This window comes from Paenibacillus sp. FSL H3-0457, assembly GCF_037981725.1.
In the GTDB taxonomy this organism is placed as follows: domain Bacteria; phylum Bacillota; class Bacilli; order Paenibacillales; family Paenibacillaceae; genus Paenibacillus; species Paenibacillus amylolyticus.
Genome location: NZ_CP150283.1, coordinates 5,546,334 through 5,562,265, shown reverse-complemented (window position 1 = coordinate 5,562,265; position 15,932 = coordinate 5,546,334). Strand labels below are relative to the sequence as shown.

The following is a 15,932-nucleotide window of genomic DNA, read 5'->3' as shown; positions in this document are numbered from 1 at the left end:
GCGGAGATGGATATGGGAAGTTATATCTTCAAAAGGATTATGTTAGCGATCCCTTTACTGATTATCATTTCATTTATAACGTTTGTCCTGATTAATCTATCTCCCTTGGACCCGGCGGTTGTTGTGTTACAGGCACAGGAAGTTCCACAGATCACAGAGGAATTAATTGCCCAGACCAACAAGGCATTGGGATTCGATCAGCCGTTCATGATCCAGTATGCGAACTGGATCATGGCTGTTGTGCAGTTGGATTTCGGCAACTCTTATGTATCGGGTGAACCCGTGTGGTCTTTGATGGGGCCGGCTTTTATGAACACATTGAAGTTAACACTTGTCTCATCGGTATTCATTATTGCGCTGTCCATCCTACTGGGTGTGATCTGTGCCATGAGAGAAGGCAAGCTACTGGATCGATCGGTCAGAGGCGTATCATTTTTCCTTACCGCCATGCCATCCTACTGGCTTGCAGCCATGATGATCTGGTATTTTTCCGTCAAGCTGGACCTGTTACCTACCAGCGGCATGGACTCGTATCGAAGCTACATTCTACCGGTGATTGTAATCACGGTGAGTTATACGGGCATTTACTTCCGAACGGTTCGAAGTTCCATGCTGAGCAATATGAATGAGGACTATGTGTTATATGCACGGGCAAGTGGCCTGAGCGAGAAGAAAGTCACCCTGCATATTCTAAGAAATTCATTACAGGTGGCCGTGTCCATCTTTTGTATGGCGATCCCGATCGTGTTGGGCAGTACGGTAGTCATTGAAAATGTATTTGCCTGGCCGGGGCTCGGTAGGCTCAGCGTGAAATCCATTTTAAGCAGGGATTTTCCGATTATTCAGGCGTATGTTCTGATGTTGGCTGTCACCTTTGTGTTGTTTAACACGTTATCCGACATCATTAATGCGGCGATGAATCCACGTTTGAGAAAGGAATTCTGATGCGTATACTGAAAAATTTGAGCAAAGACAAGCTTGCTATTACCTCTTTGGTGGTGATTATCGTCACGCTTACGGCGGGCATATTGGCTCCGCTTATTGCGCCGCATGATCCTGGACAAGTGAACATGAAGCTTCGTTATGCCTCCTCATCCTGGGAGTATCTATTAGGCAATGATCATCTGGGCAGATGTGTATTATCCCGGCTTATCTATGGCATCCGTCCAAGTGTGTTATGGGTTCTGGTTGCGCTCAGTCTATCTGTTCTGATCGGGGCCATTGTTGGATTCATCGCAGGTTACTTAAAGGGGAAAGTGGATGCATGGATCATGAGAGTCTGTGATATCATGCTGTCTTTTCCCGGATACGTGATGACACTGGCGGTGGTTGGCATTTTGGGTGCAGGACTGGAGAATATTTTGATTGCCTTTGTGTGGATGAAATGGGCCTGGTTTGCCCGCGTTATTCGCACATCTGTGATGCAGTTCTCCGATATGGATTATGTAAAATTCGCCAAAGCCTCCGGCACACCCAATCTGAGAATTATAACCAAACATATTGTTCCGGTTACCTTTGCCGATATTGCCGTCATTGCGAGTGGTTCCATGTGTTCAATGATGTTACAGATCTCCGGCCTTTCCTTTCTGGGGCTTGGTATTCAGGCTCCGCATGCGGAGTGGGGCATGATGCTCAATGAGGCGAGGGAAGTCATGTTCTCCAGACCTGAATTGATGTTGGCACCGGGCCTGGCCATTGTGGTGGTGGTGTCTGCTTTTAATTTTTTATCGGATGCGCTTCAAGTGGCTCTGGACCCCAAATTGATGACCTCTCAAGGTAAGTCTGACAAGTCTTACGAAAGTGAGGTGAGAAAGACGGCTTATGAATATAGTCGAGGTTGAACATTTGAAAGTCTGGGACACCAATACAGGCAAAGTGATCATTCATGACAGTTCATTTGAAGTCAAAAAGGGAAGCTGTATGGCCATTGTGGGGGAAAGCGGTAGCGGCAAGTCCGTCACGTGCAGAGCCATCATGCGACTGAACAAGCCATGGATTCGTCAATCAGGCAGGCTGTTATTTCAGGGCGAAGACCTGAACCAGCTTTCGGAACCGGAGATGCGGCGTAAGCGGGGCAAGCATCTATGTATGATTTTGCAAAATGGCATGAGTGCATTTGATCCTTCCTGTGTCATTGGTGTTCATATTCGGGAGACGCTTCAGCAGCATTTTGGCTGGAATACCCGCGAGAGTGAACGGAAAATCATCAATGCCATGGAAAGCGTCATGCTCAGACATCCGCGCGAGATTCTGAATCAATATCCACATCAGCTGTCCGGTGGGATGCTGCAACGAATCATGATTGCTCTGGCATTGGTGCTTGAGCCTGATCTGATTATTGCGGATGAGCCAACAACGGCGCTGGATACGATCTCTCAATATGAAGTGGTGGAGCAATTGATTCAATTACGCGAACGCATGGGTTGTTCCATGATGTTCATCTCCCATGACCTCGGCGTCGTTCAGAAGATTGCAGATGACGTGATGGTCATGAAAGACGGCAAGATCGTAGAGCATGGCAGTATGCATTCTGTTTTGACAGAGCCGAAGCATGCCTACACGCAGTATCTGGTCTCTACCCGACTGGAGCTAAGCAATCATTTTAAGGCGTTGATGCAGGGGGACTCATAGATGCTAAAGGTGGAAGGTATCGAAAAATCATATAACCAAGGCGGACTGTTCTCCAAGCACAAACAACAAGTTTTGAAACAGGTTACCTTTGAATGCCAGCAGGGCGAGTGTCTCGGTATCATCGGTGAAAGCGGAAGCGGTAAATCTACGTTGGGCCGTCTGATTCTGGGCATTGAACGCCCGGATCGTGGAACGATCTCGCTGCATGGTAAAAACGTACAGGATCGGCGTGTACGAATGGGCAATCTCAGCGCTGTTTTTCAAAATTATACGTCCTCCATCAATCCGTTTCTTACGGTTGAAGCTGCCATTAAGGAACCGATGCAAGCACAGCAAAAGCTTCGAAAGTATCAGGGCAACTCTGAGAAGGTAGATCTGTTGCTGAACCAAGTTGGACTGGACCCTTCCTATAGATCCAAATATCCGCATGAACTATCCGGCGGGGAGGCTCAGAGAGTGTGCATTGCCAGGGCCATCTCGACAGCCCCAAAACTTATTGTGTTCGATGAAGCGATCAGTTCACTGGACGTGTCTGTTCAGATTCAGGTACTGCAATTGTTGAAAGAGCTTAAGGAAATCTACAAGCTGAGCTATGTCTTTATCACACATGATATACAGGCGGCAGCTTATATCTGTGACAGGGTGATCATTTTCAGAGAGGGACAGGTTGTAGAGATCGTTCCGACCAAGCAACTTAAGGACGTACAGTCAGACTATGCGAAGCGATTATTGAAGCATTTAATACCATTTTAGGGGGAGCATCCATTGTGAGTGGAGCGATGTCTTGGCCTTTTCTGCGCTTGTACATACTGGTTCTTCTATATTTCAGTGCCAATGCCATTCTTAACGTGATCATCCCATTGCAAGGAGAGTCTTTGGGCGCGAGCGGTACAACGATTGGACTGATCATGGGCGCTTATATGTTCACAACGATGTTTTTCAGACCCTGGGCAGGTCGGATTATTCAAAAGCACGGTCCGATCAAAATATTACGTCTTATTCTGATTATCAATGGATTTGCGCTGATTTTATATACCTTTACGGGACTCGGAGGTTATTTGGTTGCTCGTATTTTACAAGGTGTATCGACAGCGTTTTTCTCCATGGCCTTGCAGATTGGCATTATTGATGCACTTCCGGAGAAAGATCGGTCACAGGGGATTTCGTATTATTCGCTATTCAGTTATATACCGGGGATCGTGGGGCCTGTTATCGCGTTAGGAATCTGGCAGACGGGTGGTATGGATTATTTTACAGTGGTTCTGATCGGCATTGCCGTCTGTACGGGCGTCTTCGGATATACCGCCAAAATGGAACCAAACAAGGAGCAACCTGCTGAGAATCTTTCGGAGCAGAACGTGAGCATGTGGGAATCCTTTGGTCAGTTGGTGAAGAATCCACATTTATTTCGTTGCAGTGTGTTAATGCTCGCCGCTTCGGTTGTATTTGGCGCGATTACCACCTTTATTCCGCTGTATGCGAGTCAAGTACCAGACGGGAATGCGGGTGTATATCTGATGCTTCAGGCAGGAACAGTGGTGTTGGCTCGAATTATGCTTCGAAAAAGGATTCCGTCCGATGGCAGTTGGCATTCTCCTTTCATCATGGGTACGATGTGTCTGCTCGCCGTAGCTGCGCAATGTGTCAGTTTTGCCGTGACAGGTGGGGTAGTCTTTTTCTATGTGGGCGCTGTATTCATGGGAATCGGTCAGGCGATCCTGTATCCGACACTCACGACCTATTTATCTTTTGTCTTGCCTAAGCTGAATCGAAACGTCCTGATCGGGTTATTTATCGCGATGGCGGATCTGGGGATTTCTCTGGGTGGTGTGATTATGGGACCCGTTGCTGACTTCTCTTCCTATTCATTTATGTACATGATCTGTGCTATCCTAGGAGCGGTAATGATCATTTTTGCCTATGAACGGCGGAGACCCGTGACAGGTACATCTGTGAGTTGACTGCCAGAAGAGAAAGTGGTGACGAACGTTTGAAGGCTTCAATGACGGCAACATCCAATGGAAAATTAAATCCGGTATCCTTTTCGTTTATCCGGTTTTATATGCTGGCCTTTTTATTTTTTGCGGCAAATTCAGCTTTGACGATTATTCTGCCCCTGAGAAGTGAGGCTGCGGGATTAAATCAGGCTGAGATTGGTCTGATGATGGGGGCATATATGTTCACCTGTATGCTCTTGAGACCTTTTGCAGCACAGCTGCTGGGTAAGTATGGGCCACTTCGTGTGATGCAATGGTTATTGCTTCTACACGCCGGGACGTTGCTGCTGTTTGTTGTTTTTGGTGTGGAGACGTATCTATGGTTGCGAGCCCTGCAAGGGGTGGCTACGGCCTTTTTCTCCATGACGATGCAGGCGGGTATTGTGGAAAAATTGGAGGACAAAGACCGGGCACAAGGGCTGTCCATGTACACCCTGTTTACGATGGTTCCTTCTCTGGTCATACCGATCCTTGCTATACAAATCTGGGAAAATGCCAGTGATCTGGCGTTTACGCTACTGATGATCGGACTGGCGGCGCTGCCACTTCTGCTTGGATATAATGTGGATCTGCCGCGGAGTACCGTACAGAACAAATCGTACACCTTGGGTGACATGTTTCGTTCATTCGGTGGCATCTGGCGCAGTACGCCACTGCTGATTAGCAGTGTGGTGATGTTGTTTGCGTCCTGCGTCTTTGGGGCAACAGCGACCTTTCTTCCCCTGTATATGGTATCCACCGGAATGGCGAGTGCAGGCGTATTTCTGACGATTCAGGGATTAGTTGTAATCCTGTGCAGGTTTATTTTGCGTAAAAAAATTCCGTCCGATGGTAGCTGGAATACCTGGCTGATGGCAGGGTTAATGCTATGTGCTGCACTGGGAACCCAGTTGCTCAGTCTAATGGAGACCATCGGGCCGCTAGTGTATTTATCCGCGGTGTTTAGCGGTTTTGCCCTGGCACTGTTGTACCCGACATTAACCACATATCTGTCCTTTGTGCTGCCTGCGGATTCCAGATATGTACTCATGGGGATTTTCATGTCCTCGTATGACCTTGGATTCTCTATGGGCGGATTGGCGATGGGGCTTATTGTGCAAGCGAGTTCGTATTCGACCATGTTTATGATCTGCACGTTGCTCTCTGTTGCAGCGATGGTACTGGTGTTGGTGTTCAGGCAACGGATGGAAGCGGGCAATAAGGCCAAATCTGGGGTGGCTATATAAATTGAACTAAAGAACATTTACAGAGGAGGTTTATGACTCACTTCTTGCCAAAACGTATCCTCAGGATGCGAAAGTGCAAGGGTCGGCCATCAGCCTTTTTTTGTTTTTTGCAGGTTGAAATCAAAAATAGTTTGACAACGACCGTCTAACAGGATTATAGTCATTGTTGTTAATCGTAATAATTACTATTAAAGTCTGGATTACACAGACTGCACATATAAGGAGTAGATTTCTATGACACAAAAGCAAGTTCCGGTAACCGTACTAAGTGGTTACCTCGGTTCAGGGAAAACGACGGTTTTGAATCACGTGTTGAACAACAGACAAGGGCTTAAGGTTGCCGTAATCGTTAACGACATGAGTGAGGTCAATATTGATGCAGCGCTGGTTAAGGGGGAGGCAACCTTGTCTCGAACCGAAGAGAAGCTGGTGGAGTTGTCGAACGGCTGTATCTGCTGCACCTTGCGGGATGATCTGATGCAGGAGATTGAGAAGCTGGTGAACGAAGGCAAGTATGATTATATTTTGATCGAATCCACCGGAATCAGTGAACCTGTTCCAGTTGCACAGACCTTTACATATGCCGATGAAGAGTCGGGTATTGACCTGACTAGTCTGGCCCGATTGGATTGTTTGGTAACGGTAGTAGATGCCAATCGATTCTGGCATGATTTTGGATCAGGACAGAGTCTTCTGGATCGTAATCAGGCGACCGGAGATGAGGACACCCGTGACGTCGTAGACTTGTTGATTGATCAGATCGAAACCTGTGATGTGCTGCTGCTGAACAAATGTGATCTGGTCGATGACACCGAGCTGAACAAGCTCGAAGGTATCATCCGCAAGTTACAGCCTAACGCCAAGATTATTCGTACCGAGAATGGACAGGTGAATCCGTCCGATATTCTGAATACAGGGCGCTTTGATTTTGAGAAGGTGAGCATGTCCGCTGGATGGATTCAGGAGCTGGAGAAGGAGTCGCATACACCGGAAACCGAGGAATATGGTATTGGTTCCTTTGTCTATCGCCGTAGAAAGCCATTCCATCCTTCCCGTCTGGCTGAATTCATGAGTTACTGGCCGGAAGAAGTGGTACGTGCCAAAGGTTTGGTATGGCTCGCGGCTGAAGGGGATGTTGCGGCAAGTCTCAGTCAGGCAGGACCATCCATTCAGTTCGGTCCTGCGGGACATTGGGTCGCGGCGTTGCCGGAAGCGGACAAAGAAGAGATTTTACGTAACGAGCCGGATGTTCTGGAGAAATGGGATGCCCAGTGGGGAGATCGTCAGACGGAGCTTGTCATGATTGGGATCGAAATGGAACGTGCCAGCATTGAAGACGAGCTGGACCAGTGCCTGCTCAGTGATGAAGAAATGCTAGGCGACTGGGGTCATTTTGACAATCCACTGCCATGGCCTGTGGAAGCCGTATAACTCGGAAGTTGATGTTCTAAACATAAATTTAATGGATAAAGGAGCTGTATTTCATGGCTAAAAAATCAAAAGTGGTACGTGAGAAGCAACGTCAGGCGATCGTGGCAAAATATGCGGACCTGCGCCGGGAACTGAAGGAGAAAGGGGATTACGAGGCATTGCAGAAATTGCCACGGAATGCATCTCCGACTCGTTTGAAGAACCGTTGTGAAGTGACAGGTCGTCCGCGGGGTTATCTACGCAAGTTCAAGGTGTCTCGGATTAAGTTCAGGGAACTGGCTCATCAAGGTCAGATTCCTGGTGTAACAAAATCCAGCTGGTAAAATGATCAAGGGATGTTGCTGACCACCATTACATGAAGGCAGGTTGTTGTGTGTTTGGAGCTGCATGTGGTGCGTAGAGCAGGGGTGGTATTTTTGCTGAAAGGGTGTGCATCTTCATGTTGGACTTGTTTACGTTACGAAGAATTCAGTCCGTAATGAACGGATATATTCACGAGAAGATACCTGCGCCACTGCGTACGATGGTGAAGTTGACGTATGTGATGAATTACAATGAATTGATCCTGACCGAAGAAAGACCCGCCGAGGAACGGTATCAATGGGATAAGGTGCATATTGCCCGATTTTACTGGGAAGAAAATCATTGGAAAGTGTATGCCAGAGATGAACAGAGCAGCTGGAATCCGGTAGATGTTATTACACCTTGTTCCGATTTTGAGAATGTGCTTGAACAGGTGGAAAGGGATGAGGCTGGGCTGTTCTGGCGTACGTGAGCGAGATCGGTTAAGAGTATATTTCATTCGTAAAAATTAATGTTAACTCAGACAAATATGGCGTATATGCAACCGAGTTCGAAGCTAGCGAAACAGTGGCTAGCATCGGGCTTTTTTTGTGTCAAAGAATCATTGAAGCAAAGAGGGGGGGGCGATCTTTTGGTCTGCCTTCCTTAATGGGTAAAAGAATAAATAAAATCTGTTTTACAATAAAAATTTATTGTAAAACGATAAATATTATGATAAATTCATATCACTTAAAACAAGTGAGGTGCTTTTTGTGAAGCGAGGTACAACCATCTTTTTAAAATTGGCTGTGTTGCTTATTGGTGTTCCCATTCTTGCCTTATGTATATTCGGCATACCCTGGTTAGCAAACAATCCGGTGAATCCGAATTATGCAGGTGCACTATACCCCATAGTGATTATTATGTATGTGTCCGTTATTCCGTTTATCGTTGCACTGTACCAGGCATTCCGTCTGCTGAGCTACATCGACAAAAATGAAGCGTTCTCTCTAATGTCAGTGAAATCCTTAAAAACAATAAAATATTGTGCTATTGTAATCAGTAGTCTCTATTTTGTGATGTTGCCATTTGTGTATGTTGTCGCAGAGAAAGATGATGCCCCAGGCCTCATTCTAATGGGAATGGTTCCTGTTTTTGCTTCATTGGTCATTGCAGTTTTTTCTGCTGTGCTCCAAAGATTGTTACAGGAAGCGATTGATATCAAATCAGAAAATGACCTAGTGGTCTGAGGTGAATATATGGCCATTATAATCAATATTGATGTGATGTTGGCAAAGCGGAAAATGACGGTTACCGAGCTTGCAGAGAGAGTTGAGATCACAATCGCCAATATTTCCATATTAAAAACAGGAAAAGCAAAAGCGATCCGTTTATCCACTCTGGATGCGATCTGTAAAGCACTGGATTGTCAGCCTGGAGATATATTGGAATATAAGGCTGATGAGGACGAAGATACAAATGAACTTATATAAAAAATGAACGAAGAAGACTCTGCATGTTATATGCAGAGTCTTTTTTTACATCAGCTTGTTCAAGGAATACGTCCCGTGCCCTATAACGAATGATTGTGCATCATACGGAATTGCATAGGTGTTACGTTTTCCTGGGTTTTAAAACAGCGGATGAAGTAGCTTGACTGTGAAAATCCCGTTTCCAGTGTAATTTGTTTAATGGAAAGGTTGGTTGTTGCGAGCAGCTGTTTCGCATGTAGTAGCCTGGATTCCAAGAGGAATTCCGGGAAGGAGATGCCAAACGTCTGACTGAACTTGCGGCTAAAGTATGTTGTACTGTATCCGGCAATTCCGGCAGCGTGATCAAGTGTGATGTGCTCATTACTATGAGAGCGAATATAATTCCCTGCTTCACGAATTCGCTCTGAAGTGTGATTTAAAGAAACATTGATTTGACTCGCTGCGGATTGCAATCGGGTCAGAAGTTCATATAATGTTGCTGCCACACTGTGCTCGTCCTCCACCTGATAGCCTCTGCCTAGCTCCAGCAATCGATCCATGAGCGCGGTAACCACCGGAAAGTTGGAACATTGAAACAGCCAGGGCTCGTCAACGCCTTTTCCATTTAACAGTTCTTCGAGACGAATACCGTAGAAGTGAATCCAACGAATACTCCAAGGGTCATCCAAATCTGAATAGTAGGTTTGTCTGAGACCGGGACCGTAGAGGAATCCCTGCCCTCGTGTTAGCTCATAACGAGTGGTTCCCGTGTCCAGGAATCCTTTACCTTCAAGTACAAGGTGCAAATTATAGCAATGATCCAAGTTGATATCTTTCGTTCGATATTCCCGATTCACATAATGTTTCGGAAAGTCACTGTACCCTCCAATAAAATCGGGAAAGCATACATGTCTGGGGAAAACCGGCTTGGGGAGAAAGATGTGTTCTTTCACGTGCATCCTCCATTTAAACGCAATATTTTTATGTAGTGAACTGAAATCGATTCAGCATACTGTTATTTGAATCTTGGACAATGACAATATTTTATTATAAGTCGCATAATCTTGTCATTTATTATATGTGAAGGTTCCAATAGAATGGAGGCAATATGGCAGGTTAAGGGGGCAATTAAAGGTGGCAAAATCAATCCAAATGGATGAATTAAAAATGGGGGTCTGTTATTACCCTGAGCACTGGTCGGAAGCGTTGTGGGAGGACGATTTCCGTAGAATGAAAGAGATGAATATCACAGTTATTCGGATGGCTGAATTTGCATGGTCCATCTTTGAACCGGAAGAAGACCAGTTCGATTTTAGTTTTTTCCAGAAGGCACTGGATCTGGCGCATCAATACGGTTTAAGTGTTATTTTGGGAACACCTACTGCAACTCCACCAGCGTGGTTAACATCCAAATATCCTGAAGTATTAAACGCAAATAAGGACGGGGTGTTGTATCAACACGGAATGCGGCGTCATACCAACTACAGCAGCCCAATCTTCAGACAGCAATGTGAAAAAATTGTACGCAATATGGTGATTGCCTATAAAGATCATCCGGCTCTCATTGGATGGCAGATCGATAATGAATTCAATTGTCATATGGATGTTTTCTATGCTGAGGCGGACCATGTCGCCTTCCGTGAATGGTTAAAGGATCGTTATGAATCGTTGGAGAATCTGAACCAGGCTTGGGGAACCGTTTTCTGGAGTCAGACCTATACTGACTGGGAGCAAGTTCACCTTACCCGAAATATGGTCAGCCAATCGCCCAACCCTCATTTGGCACTAGATGAAAAGAGATTCATCTCAGCAAATACCATTTCATTTGCCAAGCTTCAGGTGGACATCATTCGGGAACTGGACCCGGAACATTGGATCACAACAAACGGTACGTTTGGACACTTGGATAATCATGAAATGACAGAGGAGCTATTGGATTTCTTCTCCTATGATTCGTATCCGCAGTTTGCCACGATCTTCCCAGGGACAGACGATAACTCATTACAAGATCGGGCCTGGAGCATGAAACTGTCGAACGTACGTAACATGTCACCGAACTTCTGCGTCATGGAACAACAGTCTGGGCCAGGAGGCTGGGTCGACAGTATAGGCATGGGTACGCCAAGACCGGGACAGATCCGATTATGGTCGTATCAATCTGTTCTTCACGGAACAGATCTACTCGTCTACTTCCGCTGGCGGACGGCAACATTTGGCACGGAGATGTACTGGCATGGCATCAATGATTACCATAATCAACCTAACAGAAGAGTACGCGAGGTTGCACAAGTAGGGGAAGAGTTTGCCAAGATCGGGCGTGTTATTGCGGGCACTACATATCAAGCCGATGTTGCGATCCTACAGGATTACGATAACCTGTGGGACGGAGAGTTGGACGAATGGCACGGTCCGCTTCAGCAACAGAGTGTTCGCTCCTGGTATAAGCAGCTCCAGTATCGTCATATTCCGACGGACATGGTTACACTGCAACCAACGACAACACTGGAAGAGTTATCCGAATATAAGGTGATTATCTATGCTCACCCGGCCATCATGACAGACGAGACAGCAGAACTTCTGCAAGCCTATGTCAGTCAAGGAGGCACTCTGTTTTTCGGTGCTCGCACCGGATATAAGGATCTCAAGGGGCATTGTTACATGAGACCGTTCCCTGGGGCTGTCGCTGAGTTGTGTGGTGTAACCGTAGAGGACTTTACCTTAATCAAAGGAACCGTTCCAGCAGCCAGACTGCAATGGAGTGGGGCGAGTGAGCGACTTCAGGAGGGAACGTCAACGGCCGGATTTAACGAAGTTCTTCATGTGGAGCATGCTGACGTGCAGGTCATGGCTGAGTATACATCTGAATATTATGCAGGTAGTCCTGCATTGACCAAACGTACGGTAGGTCAGGGGCAAGTATGGTATTATGGAGCGGCTTACAATGAACCGGTCGTAGATGCTCTCCTGGATGAAAAAGAGCTATCTTCACCTGTGGGTGACCTGGTAGAGGTACCGTCCGAAGTTGAGCTTGGTATCCGTTCTGGTAAGGATAAAGCTTATGTCTTTTTACTCAACTACTCGGATCAACAAGTCCCCATTAACCTTAAGAAGCAAGTAAAAGAGTTACTGTCAGGTACAACACTTCAGAATGAGATCAACATGCCCGCGTATGGTGTGTTCATTTTTGAGATCGATTTGCCACGTTAAGCAATCCATTCATCGATATCATGCGTTATATATAGAAAGAAACACCAAAAACGCCTTGCAGCCCTTGCAAGGCGTTTTGTATATGCATGATGTAATGTTGAATACACGTTGAGCATGGGCTGTTATTGTCTACATTTGGTATACCTATGCTTCGTACAAAATCTCACCTGTCCGAGATACGTCATATCCCTCGAATGATTGCAGTTCCTGCCTGAACTCCGGCGATTGGAGAATTCGCAGTACAGATTCTGTCCAAGCTTCATTACCTTGCTTCCTCAGCATGACCAGATCATAACGTTCCTGAATGAGCGGGATAAAATCAACCTGTCCCACAAGTCGCGCAGCCTTCTCAATGCCAACTCCGACATCAGCTTCTCCTGAACTGACTTTGGCCGCCACGCCCATGTGGCTGGTTTCTTCGGTTTCATATCCGATCAGACCTGCTGCAGGAATTCCATGCAGTCGAAGTTGCTCATCCAGCAATACTCTCGCGCCAGAACCTATCTCCCGATTAGCTAGTCTCAGTTCAGGCTTGCTCAGATCGGTCCAATTCTGCAAGTTCTGTGGATTGCCACGCTGTACATATAGTCCGGCAGGTCGTGACAGCAGGTTCACCACAACATAAGATCGTCCCGTCAGAATTTTGCGAATATACGGCAGATTATACTCACCGGTATCTCCGTCGAGCAGATGGGTGCTGACCAGATCGGACTCACCGCGATACATCGAGATAAGCCCATCCAGACTACCCATGAACGAACGTAGCGGACGAATGTCCCGGGTTTGTTTTTCCATATGGCGCATTAGGATATCCAGACTGACGTCCTGACCTGTTATGACCAGATGCCGTGGTACAGCAGTCATTGCATGAGCAGAACTCGCTGGAGTAATCGCATGCGCAGACCCAACGGGTGTAGTCGATTGTAAAGAAGTTCCCTGAAAATCACCCTGACCTGGCTGAGTCCCTGATTCCGAGGTCTGATGAGAAGTCGGGATACGTTGCCCTGAGGACTGAAGTTGCTTGGAGCGACGTTTATATGCCTCCAGATCGGTTGCATCAATTCGCATCTGTTTGCCCACACGGTATGCGACGAGGTCTCCTTTTTTGATTAGGTCATAGACCGTCAGTTTCGATATTTTGAGTAGCTTGGATATTTCTTCGGTTGTGTAGGATTGCTCCTCCGTCATAAGTGAAGATCCTCCTTCAAAGGTATAGAGCAATGATGGTTTTATTATGAATGTTTCTTGTACTATATCATTAATTGAGGGATGCCATAAACCTGAGAACACGCAATACACGCATAGGACAGATAACAAAAATCAAATGTGATCTTAATCACCTTCCCATTTTTTTTGTCTTGTGTATAATTAGATATAATCAATTATAACTAGTTATGTCTAAAGATAACGTTGGGGGAGAAATGAATGAGAAAGAGAATCGGATATGTGTTGGGAAGTATGTCACTGGGACTGGCTCTTGTATTGGCTGGTTGCGGCGCAAGCACGGGCACTACGGATACATCCACAGGTGCAGAACAAACAACCTCAACGCCAGCGGCATCAGGTGAAAGTTCATCAACAGGAAATACCGATCCACAGGAAACGGTAGATCTGACAATCTCTGCGGCGGCCAGTCTGACCGATGCGATGAAAGAGATTGAAACCAATTATGAGTTAGCTAATCCTCATATAGAACTTAATTTTAACTTTGGTGCCTCGGGTGCCTTGCAACAGCAGATCGAACAGGGTGCACCGGCTGATATCTTTGTATCGGCGGCAACAAAAAATATGAATGCGCTAGTGGATGAAAACCTGATTGCATCGGGCGATCAGAAGAATCTGCTACAGAATTCACTGGTGGCCATAGTGCCAGCAGATGGGACCCACACAGTAACCAGTGAAACGGATCTCACCAGCGACTCCATCAAGACGGTAGCCATTGGGATTCCGGAAAGTGTTCCTGCGGGAACCTATGCCAAGGAAGCTCTGACCAATGCCAAGCTGTGGGATGAACTGGAAAGTAAACTTGTGCAGGGGAAAGACGTTAGACAGGTTCTTCAATATGTAGAGACAGGCAATGCAGATGCAGGATTTGTATATAAAACGGATGCTCTTACTTCGGATCAGGTGAAAATTGCGTTTGAGGTGGACAAGAACAGCTACACACCAGCCAATTATCCAATAGGCATTATTGAAGGAACCAAACACCGTGCTGAGGCCGAACAATTTTATGCGTATTTACAAACCCCGGAAGTGCTCGATATCTTCGCGAAATACGGATTCACAATTCCGAAATGAATGTGAACGCCATAGACTGGTCCGTATTCTGGTCACCGGTGCGTTTGTCACTTCAGGTTGCTCTGTTATCCAGCGTGGTGGCCACTGTGCTCGGAATTGCGATAGCCTGGAAGATGTCACGTTCTTCATTTCGGGGAAAGATTCTGCTGGAAACGGCATTTATGCTGCCGCTAGTCCTTCCTCCGACGGTGGTTGGATTTCTGTTACTTGTCATACTGGGGCGTAAAAGTCTGTTTGGACAATGGATTGAAGCCATATTCTCCGCACCGGTTATTTTCACCTGGTGGGCTGCGGTGATTGCTTCGGTGGTGGTTGCTTTTCCACTCGTGTATCAGACGATGAAATCGGGATTCAGTGGTGTGGATCGTGATCTGGAGGATGCGGGTCGTTCGATTGGGGCAAATGAGTGGCAGGTTTTTCGTTACATTTCCCTTCCGCTCGCAGGCAGAGCATTGATGACCGCTTTCATCCTGGGCTTTGCCCGTGCACTCGGCGAATTCGGAGCGACACTGATGATTGCAGGCAATATTCCAGGCAAAACACAAACGGTACCCACGGCAATCTATGTTGCTGTAGATTCGGGCAATAAGACCATGGCTTGGGCGTGGACTGTTTCCATTATTATCATCTCATTTCTCATGTTACTGATGACCAGACAGCAGCGAGATGGAAAAAATGACTAATTTGATATGTGTTAATATTATATATAAAATGATTAAAAACCCGTTTTGAGGAAAGAACTTTTTTCCTTAACGCGGGTTTTTATTACCAATTTCATATGTACCAATATCAATATCCTGCCAAATTGGTCTTTATGGAAATGTAAAGCTGTTTTAACATAAAAAAATAAAAATTTTCCCGAAATTTAATCGTTCAGTACTCGCTTTCAGTGGGCTTGTTCCTGTAAGATAGAAGTAATGGATTCCAGCCAAGTACTGAAATAAGGAGAGACGACGATGAACACTAAATCTGATTGCGGCGTTTCGTTGCAAATTGATGACTATCTGGATCTTTTGCATTTTGCCATCCAAATTCAGGATCAGGAATGGCAGCAATCCCTTATCCGCCAACTCAAAATATTTCAGACGGCGACGGAGCAGCAACGCACACCTGAAGAGGAATTATGGACACGGTTTGATTACATTAACAGCAAACTGACAGGTCTGTGCCATCAGATTCATGCCGCTCATTCCATGGACGAACGCAAGAAGTTCGAGGAACGGATCGGTCTCTTACAATTACAGCGAGTGGAAGTTGCACGTAAAATTAAATGGGCGAGTCGCAGATAGATGAGTAGTGTACACACCAAGTGATGCACCGCCAAAATGGTATAATCAATGAGAGTCATACAAGAAGAAGCCATCCGCCAATCGATATGGGGGATGGCT

Annotated in this window: 17 protein-coding genes; 15 read left to right on the top strand and 2 right to left on the bottom strand. The window is 46.2% G+C overall.

Annotation, left to right across the window (positions count from 1 at the left end):
• Positions 1-12: 12 nt before the first annotated feature.
• From opp1B to MHH25_RS24695, 11 genes are all read left to right on the top strand, one after another.
• Positions 13-945, top strand: a complete 933-nt coding sequence (gene opp1B / locus MHH25_RS24745; protein WP_036605824.1) for a nickel/cobalt ABC transporter permease — start codon at positions 13-15, stop codon at positions 943-945.
• A complete protein-coding gene (gene opp1C, locus MHH25_RS24740; protein WP_340018429.1) occupies positions 945-1,841 on the top strand; it encodes a nickel/cobalt ABC transporter permease in 897 nt (298 codons plus the stop codon). Before opp1B ends, opp1C begins: the two co-directional genes overlap by 1 nt.
• The gene (locus MHH25_RS24735) at positions 1,822-2,631 is read left to right on the top strand and encodes an ABC transporter ATP-binding protein (RefSeq protein ID WP_340018428.1); all 810 of its coding nucleotides are present in this window, start codon (positions 1,822-1,824) and stop codon (positions 2,629-2,631) included. The genes opp1C and MHH25_RS24735 overlap by 20 nt, the downstream gene beginning before the upstream one ends.
• A complete protein-coding gene (locus MHH25_RS24730) occupies positions 2,632-3,384 on the top strand; it encodes an ABC transporter ATP-binding protein (RefSeq protein ID WP_340018427.1) in 753 nt (250 codons plus the stop codon).
• Between the two features lie 14 nt (positions 3,385-3,398).
• Positions 3,399-4,592 carry an MFS transporter gene (locus tag MHH25_RS24725; protein WP_340018426.1) on the top strand — a complete coding sequence of 398 codons (1,194 nt, stop codon included), beginning with the start codon at positions 3,399-3,401 and terminating at the stop codon, positions 4,590-4,592.
• The gene (locus MHH25_RS24720) at positions 4,589-5,854 is read left to right on the top strand and encodes an MFS transporter (RefSeq protein ID WP_340018425.1); all 1,266 of its coding nucleotides are present in this window, start codon (positions 4,589-4,591) and stop codon (positions 5,852-5,854) included. Before MHH25_RS24725 ends, MHH25_RS24720 begins: the two co-directional genes overlap by 4 nt.
• A 234-nt stretch (positions 5,855-6,088) precedes the next feature.
• On the top strand, positions 6,089-7,285 hold the full coding sequence (locus tag MHH25_RS24715; protein ID WP_340018424.1) for a GTP-binding protein: 1,197 nt from the start codon (positions 6,089-6,091) through the stop codon (positions 7,283-7,285).
• Positions 7,286-7,338: 53 nt separating this feature from the next.
• Positions 7,339-7,608, top strand: coding sequence for a 30S ribosomal protein S14 (gene rpsN, locus MHH25_RS24710; protein WP_036605831.1), 270 nt, complete (start codon positions 7,339-7,341; stop codon positions 7,606-7,608).
• A 116-nt stretch (positions 7,609-7,724) separates the two neighbouring features.
• On the top strand, positions 7,725-8,060 hold the full coding sequence (locus MHH25_RS24705) for a DUF3024 domain-containing protein (protein ID WP_340018423.1): 336 nt from the start codon (positions 7,725-7,727) through the stop codon (positions 8,058-8,060).
• A gap of 280 nt (positions 8,061-8,340) precedes the next feature.
• Positions 8,341-8,817, top strand: coding sequence for a DUF2975 domain-containing protein (locus MHH25_RS24700; RefSeq protein ID WP_036605833.1), 477 nt, complete (start codon positions 8,341-8,343; stop codon positions 8,815-8,817).
• Between the two features lie 9 nt (positions 8,818-8,826).
• Positions 8,827-9,060 (top strand): helix-turn-helix transcriptional regulator, encoded by a 234-nt coding sequence (locus MHH25_RS24695; protein WP_036605834.1) that lies wholly within the window; start codon positions 8,827-8,829, stop codon positions 9,058-9,060.
• Between the two features lie 80 nt (positions 9,061-9,140).
• Here the strand turns inward: MHH25_RS24695 and MHH25_RS24690 are convergent, their stop codons facing one another.
• The gene (locus MHH25_RS24690) at positions 9,141-9,998 is read right to left on the bottom strand and encodes an AraC family transcriptional regulator (RefSeq protein WP_076319765.1); all 858 of its coding nucleotides are present in this window, start codon (positions 9,996-9,998) and stop codon (positions 9,141-9,143) included.
• Positions 9,999-10,173: 175 nt separating this feature from the next.
• Between MHH25_RS24690 and MHH25_RS24685 the strand changes: the two genes are divergently transcribed.
• The gene (locus MHH25_RS24685; protein ID WP_340018422.1) at positions 10,174-12,246 is read left to right on the top strand and encodes a beta-galactosidase; all 2,073 of its coding nucleotides are present in this window, start codon (positions 10,174-10,176) and stop codon (positions 12,244-12,246) included.
• 144 nt (positions 12,247-12,390) lie between these two features.
• On the opposite strand, the gene MHH25_RS24680 is transcribed toward MHH25_RS24685, so the two are convergent.
• Entirely contained in the window at positions 12,391-13,434 is a 1,044-nt protein-coding gene (locus MHH25_RS24680) for a helix-turn-helix transcriptional regulator (RefSeq protein WP_340018421.1), read from the bottom strand.
• Positions 13,435-13,671: 237 nt separating this feature from the next.
• Between MHH25_RS24680 and modA the strand changes: the two genes are divergently transcribed.
• The 3 genes from modA to MHH25_RS24665 all read left to right on the top strand — a co-directional run bounded on the left by modA (position 13,672) and on the right by MHH25_RS24665 (position 15,833).
• Complete coding sequence (gene modA / locus MHH25_RS24675; protein WP_100529719.1) at positions 13,672-14,544, top strand: molybdate ABC transporter substrate-binding protein; 873 nt, start codon at positions 13,672-13,674, stop codon at positions 14,542-14,544.
• The gene (modB, locus tag MHH25_RS24670; RefSeq protein ID WP_340018420.1) at positions 14,541-15,227 is read left to right on the top strand and encodes a molybdate ABC transporter permease subunit; all 687 of its coding nucleotides are present in this window, start codon (positions 14,541-14,543) and stop codon (positions 15,225-15,227) included. Before modA ends, modB begins: the two co-directional genes overlap by 4 nt.
• Positions 15,228-15,500: 273 nt before the next feature.
• Entirely contained in the window at positions 15,501-15,833 is a 333-nt protein-coding gene (locus tag MHH25_RS24665) for a hypothetical protein (RefSeq protein ID WP_017692504.1), read from the top strand.
• The last annotated feature ends 99 nt before the right edge of the window (positions 15,834-15,932 follow it).

Coding starts and splice junctions, on each gene's coding strand:
- opp1B (WP_036605824.1), top strand. CDS start 13: ATGGGAAGTTATATCTTCAAAAGGATTATGTTAGCGATCCCTTTACTG.
- opp1C (WP_340018429.1), top strand. CDS start 945: ATGCGTATACTGAAAAATTTGAGCAAAGACAAGCTTGCTATTACCTCT.
- MHH25_RS24735 (WP_340018428.1), top strand. CDS start 1,822: ATGAATATAGTCGAGGTTGAACATTTGAAAGTCTGGGACACCAATACA.
- MHH25_RS24730 (WP_340018427.1), top strand. CDS start 2,632: ATGCTAAAGGTGGAAGGTATCGAAAAATCATATAACCAAGGCGGACTG.
- MHH25_RS24715 (WP_340018424.1), top strand. CDS start 6,089: ATGACACAAAAGCAAGTTCCGGTAACCGTACTAAGTGGTTACCTCGGT.
- rpsN (WP_036605831.1), top strand. CDS start 7,339: ATGGCTAAAAAATCAAAAGTGGTACGTGAGAAGCAACGTCAGGCGATC.
- MHH25_RS24705 (WP_340018423.1), top strand. CDS start 7,725: ATGTTGGACTTGTTTACGTTACGAAGAATTCAGTCCGTAATGAACGGA.
- MHH25_RS24695 (WP_036605834.1), top strand. CDS start 8,827: ATGGCCATTATAATCAATATTGATGTGATGTTGGCAAAGCGGAAAATG.
- MHH25_RS24690 (WP_076319765.1), bottom strand. CDS start 9,998: ATGCACGTGAAAGAACACATCTTTCTCCCCAAGCCGGTTTTCCCCAGA.
- MHH25_RS24680 (WP_340018421.1), bottom strand. CDS start 13,434: ATGACGGAGGAGCAATCCTACACAACCGAAGAAATATCCAAGCTACTC.
- modA (WP_100529719.1), top strand. CDS start 13,672: ATGAGAAAGAGAATCGGATATGTGTTGGGAAGTATGTCACTGGGACTG.
- modB (WP_340018420.1), top strand. CDS start 14,541: ATGAATGTGAACGCCATAGACTGGTCCGTATTCTGGTCACCGGTGCGT.
- MHH25_RS24665 (WP_017692504.1), top strand. CDS start 15,501: ATGAACACTAAATCTGATTGCGGCGTTTCGTTGCAAATTGATGACTAT.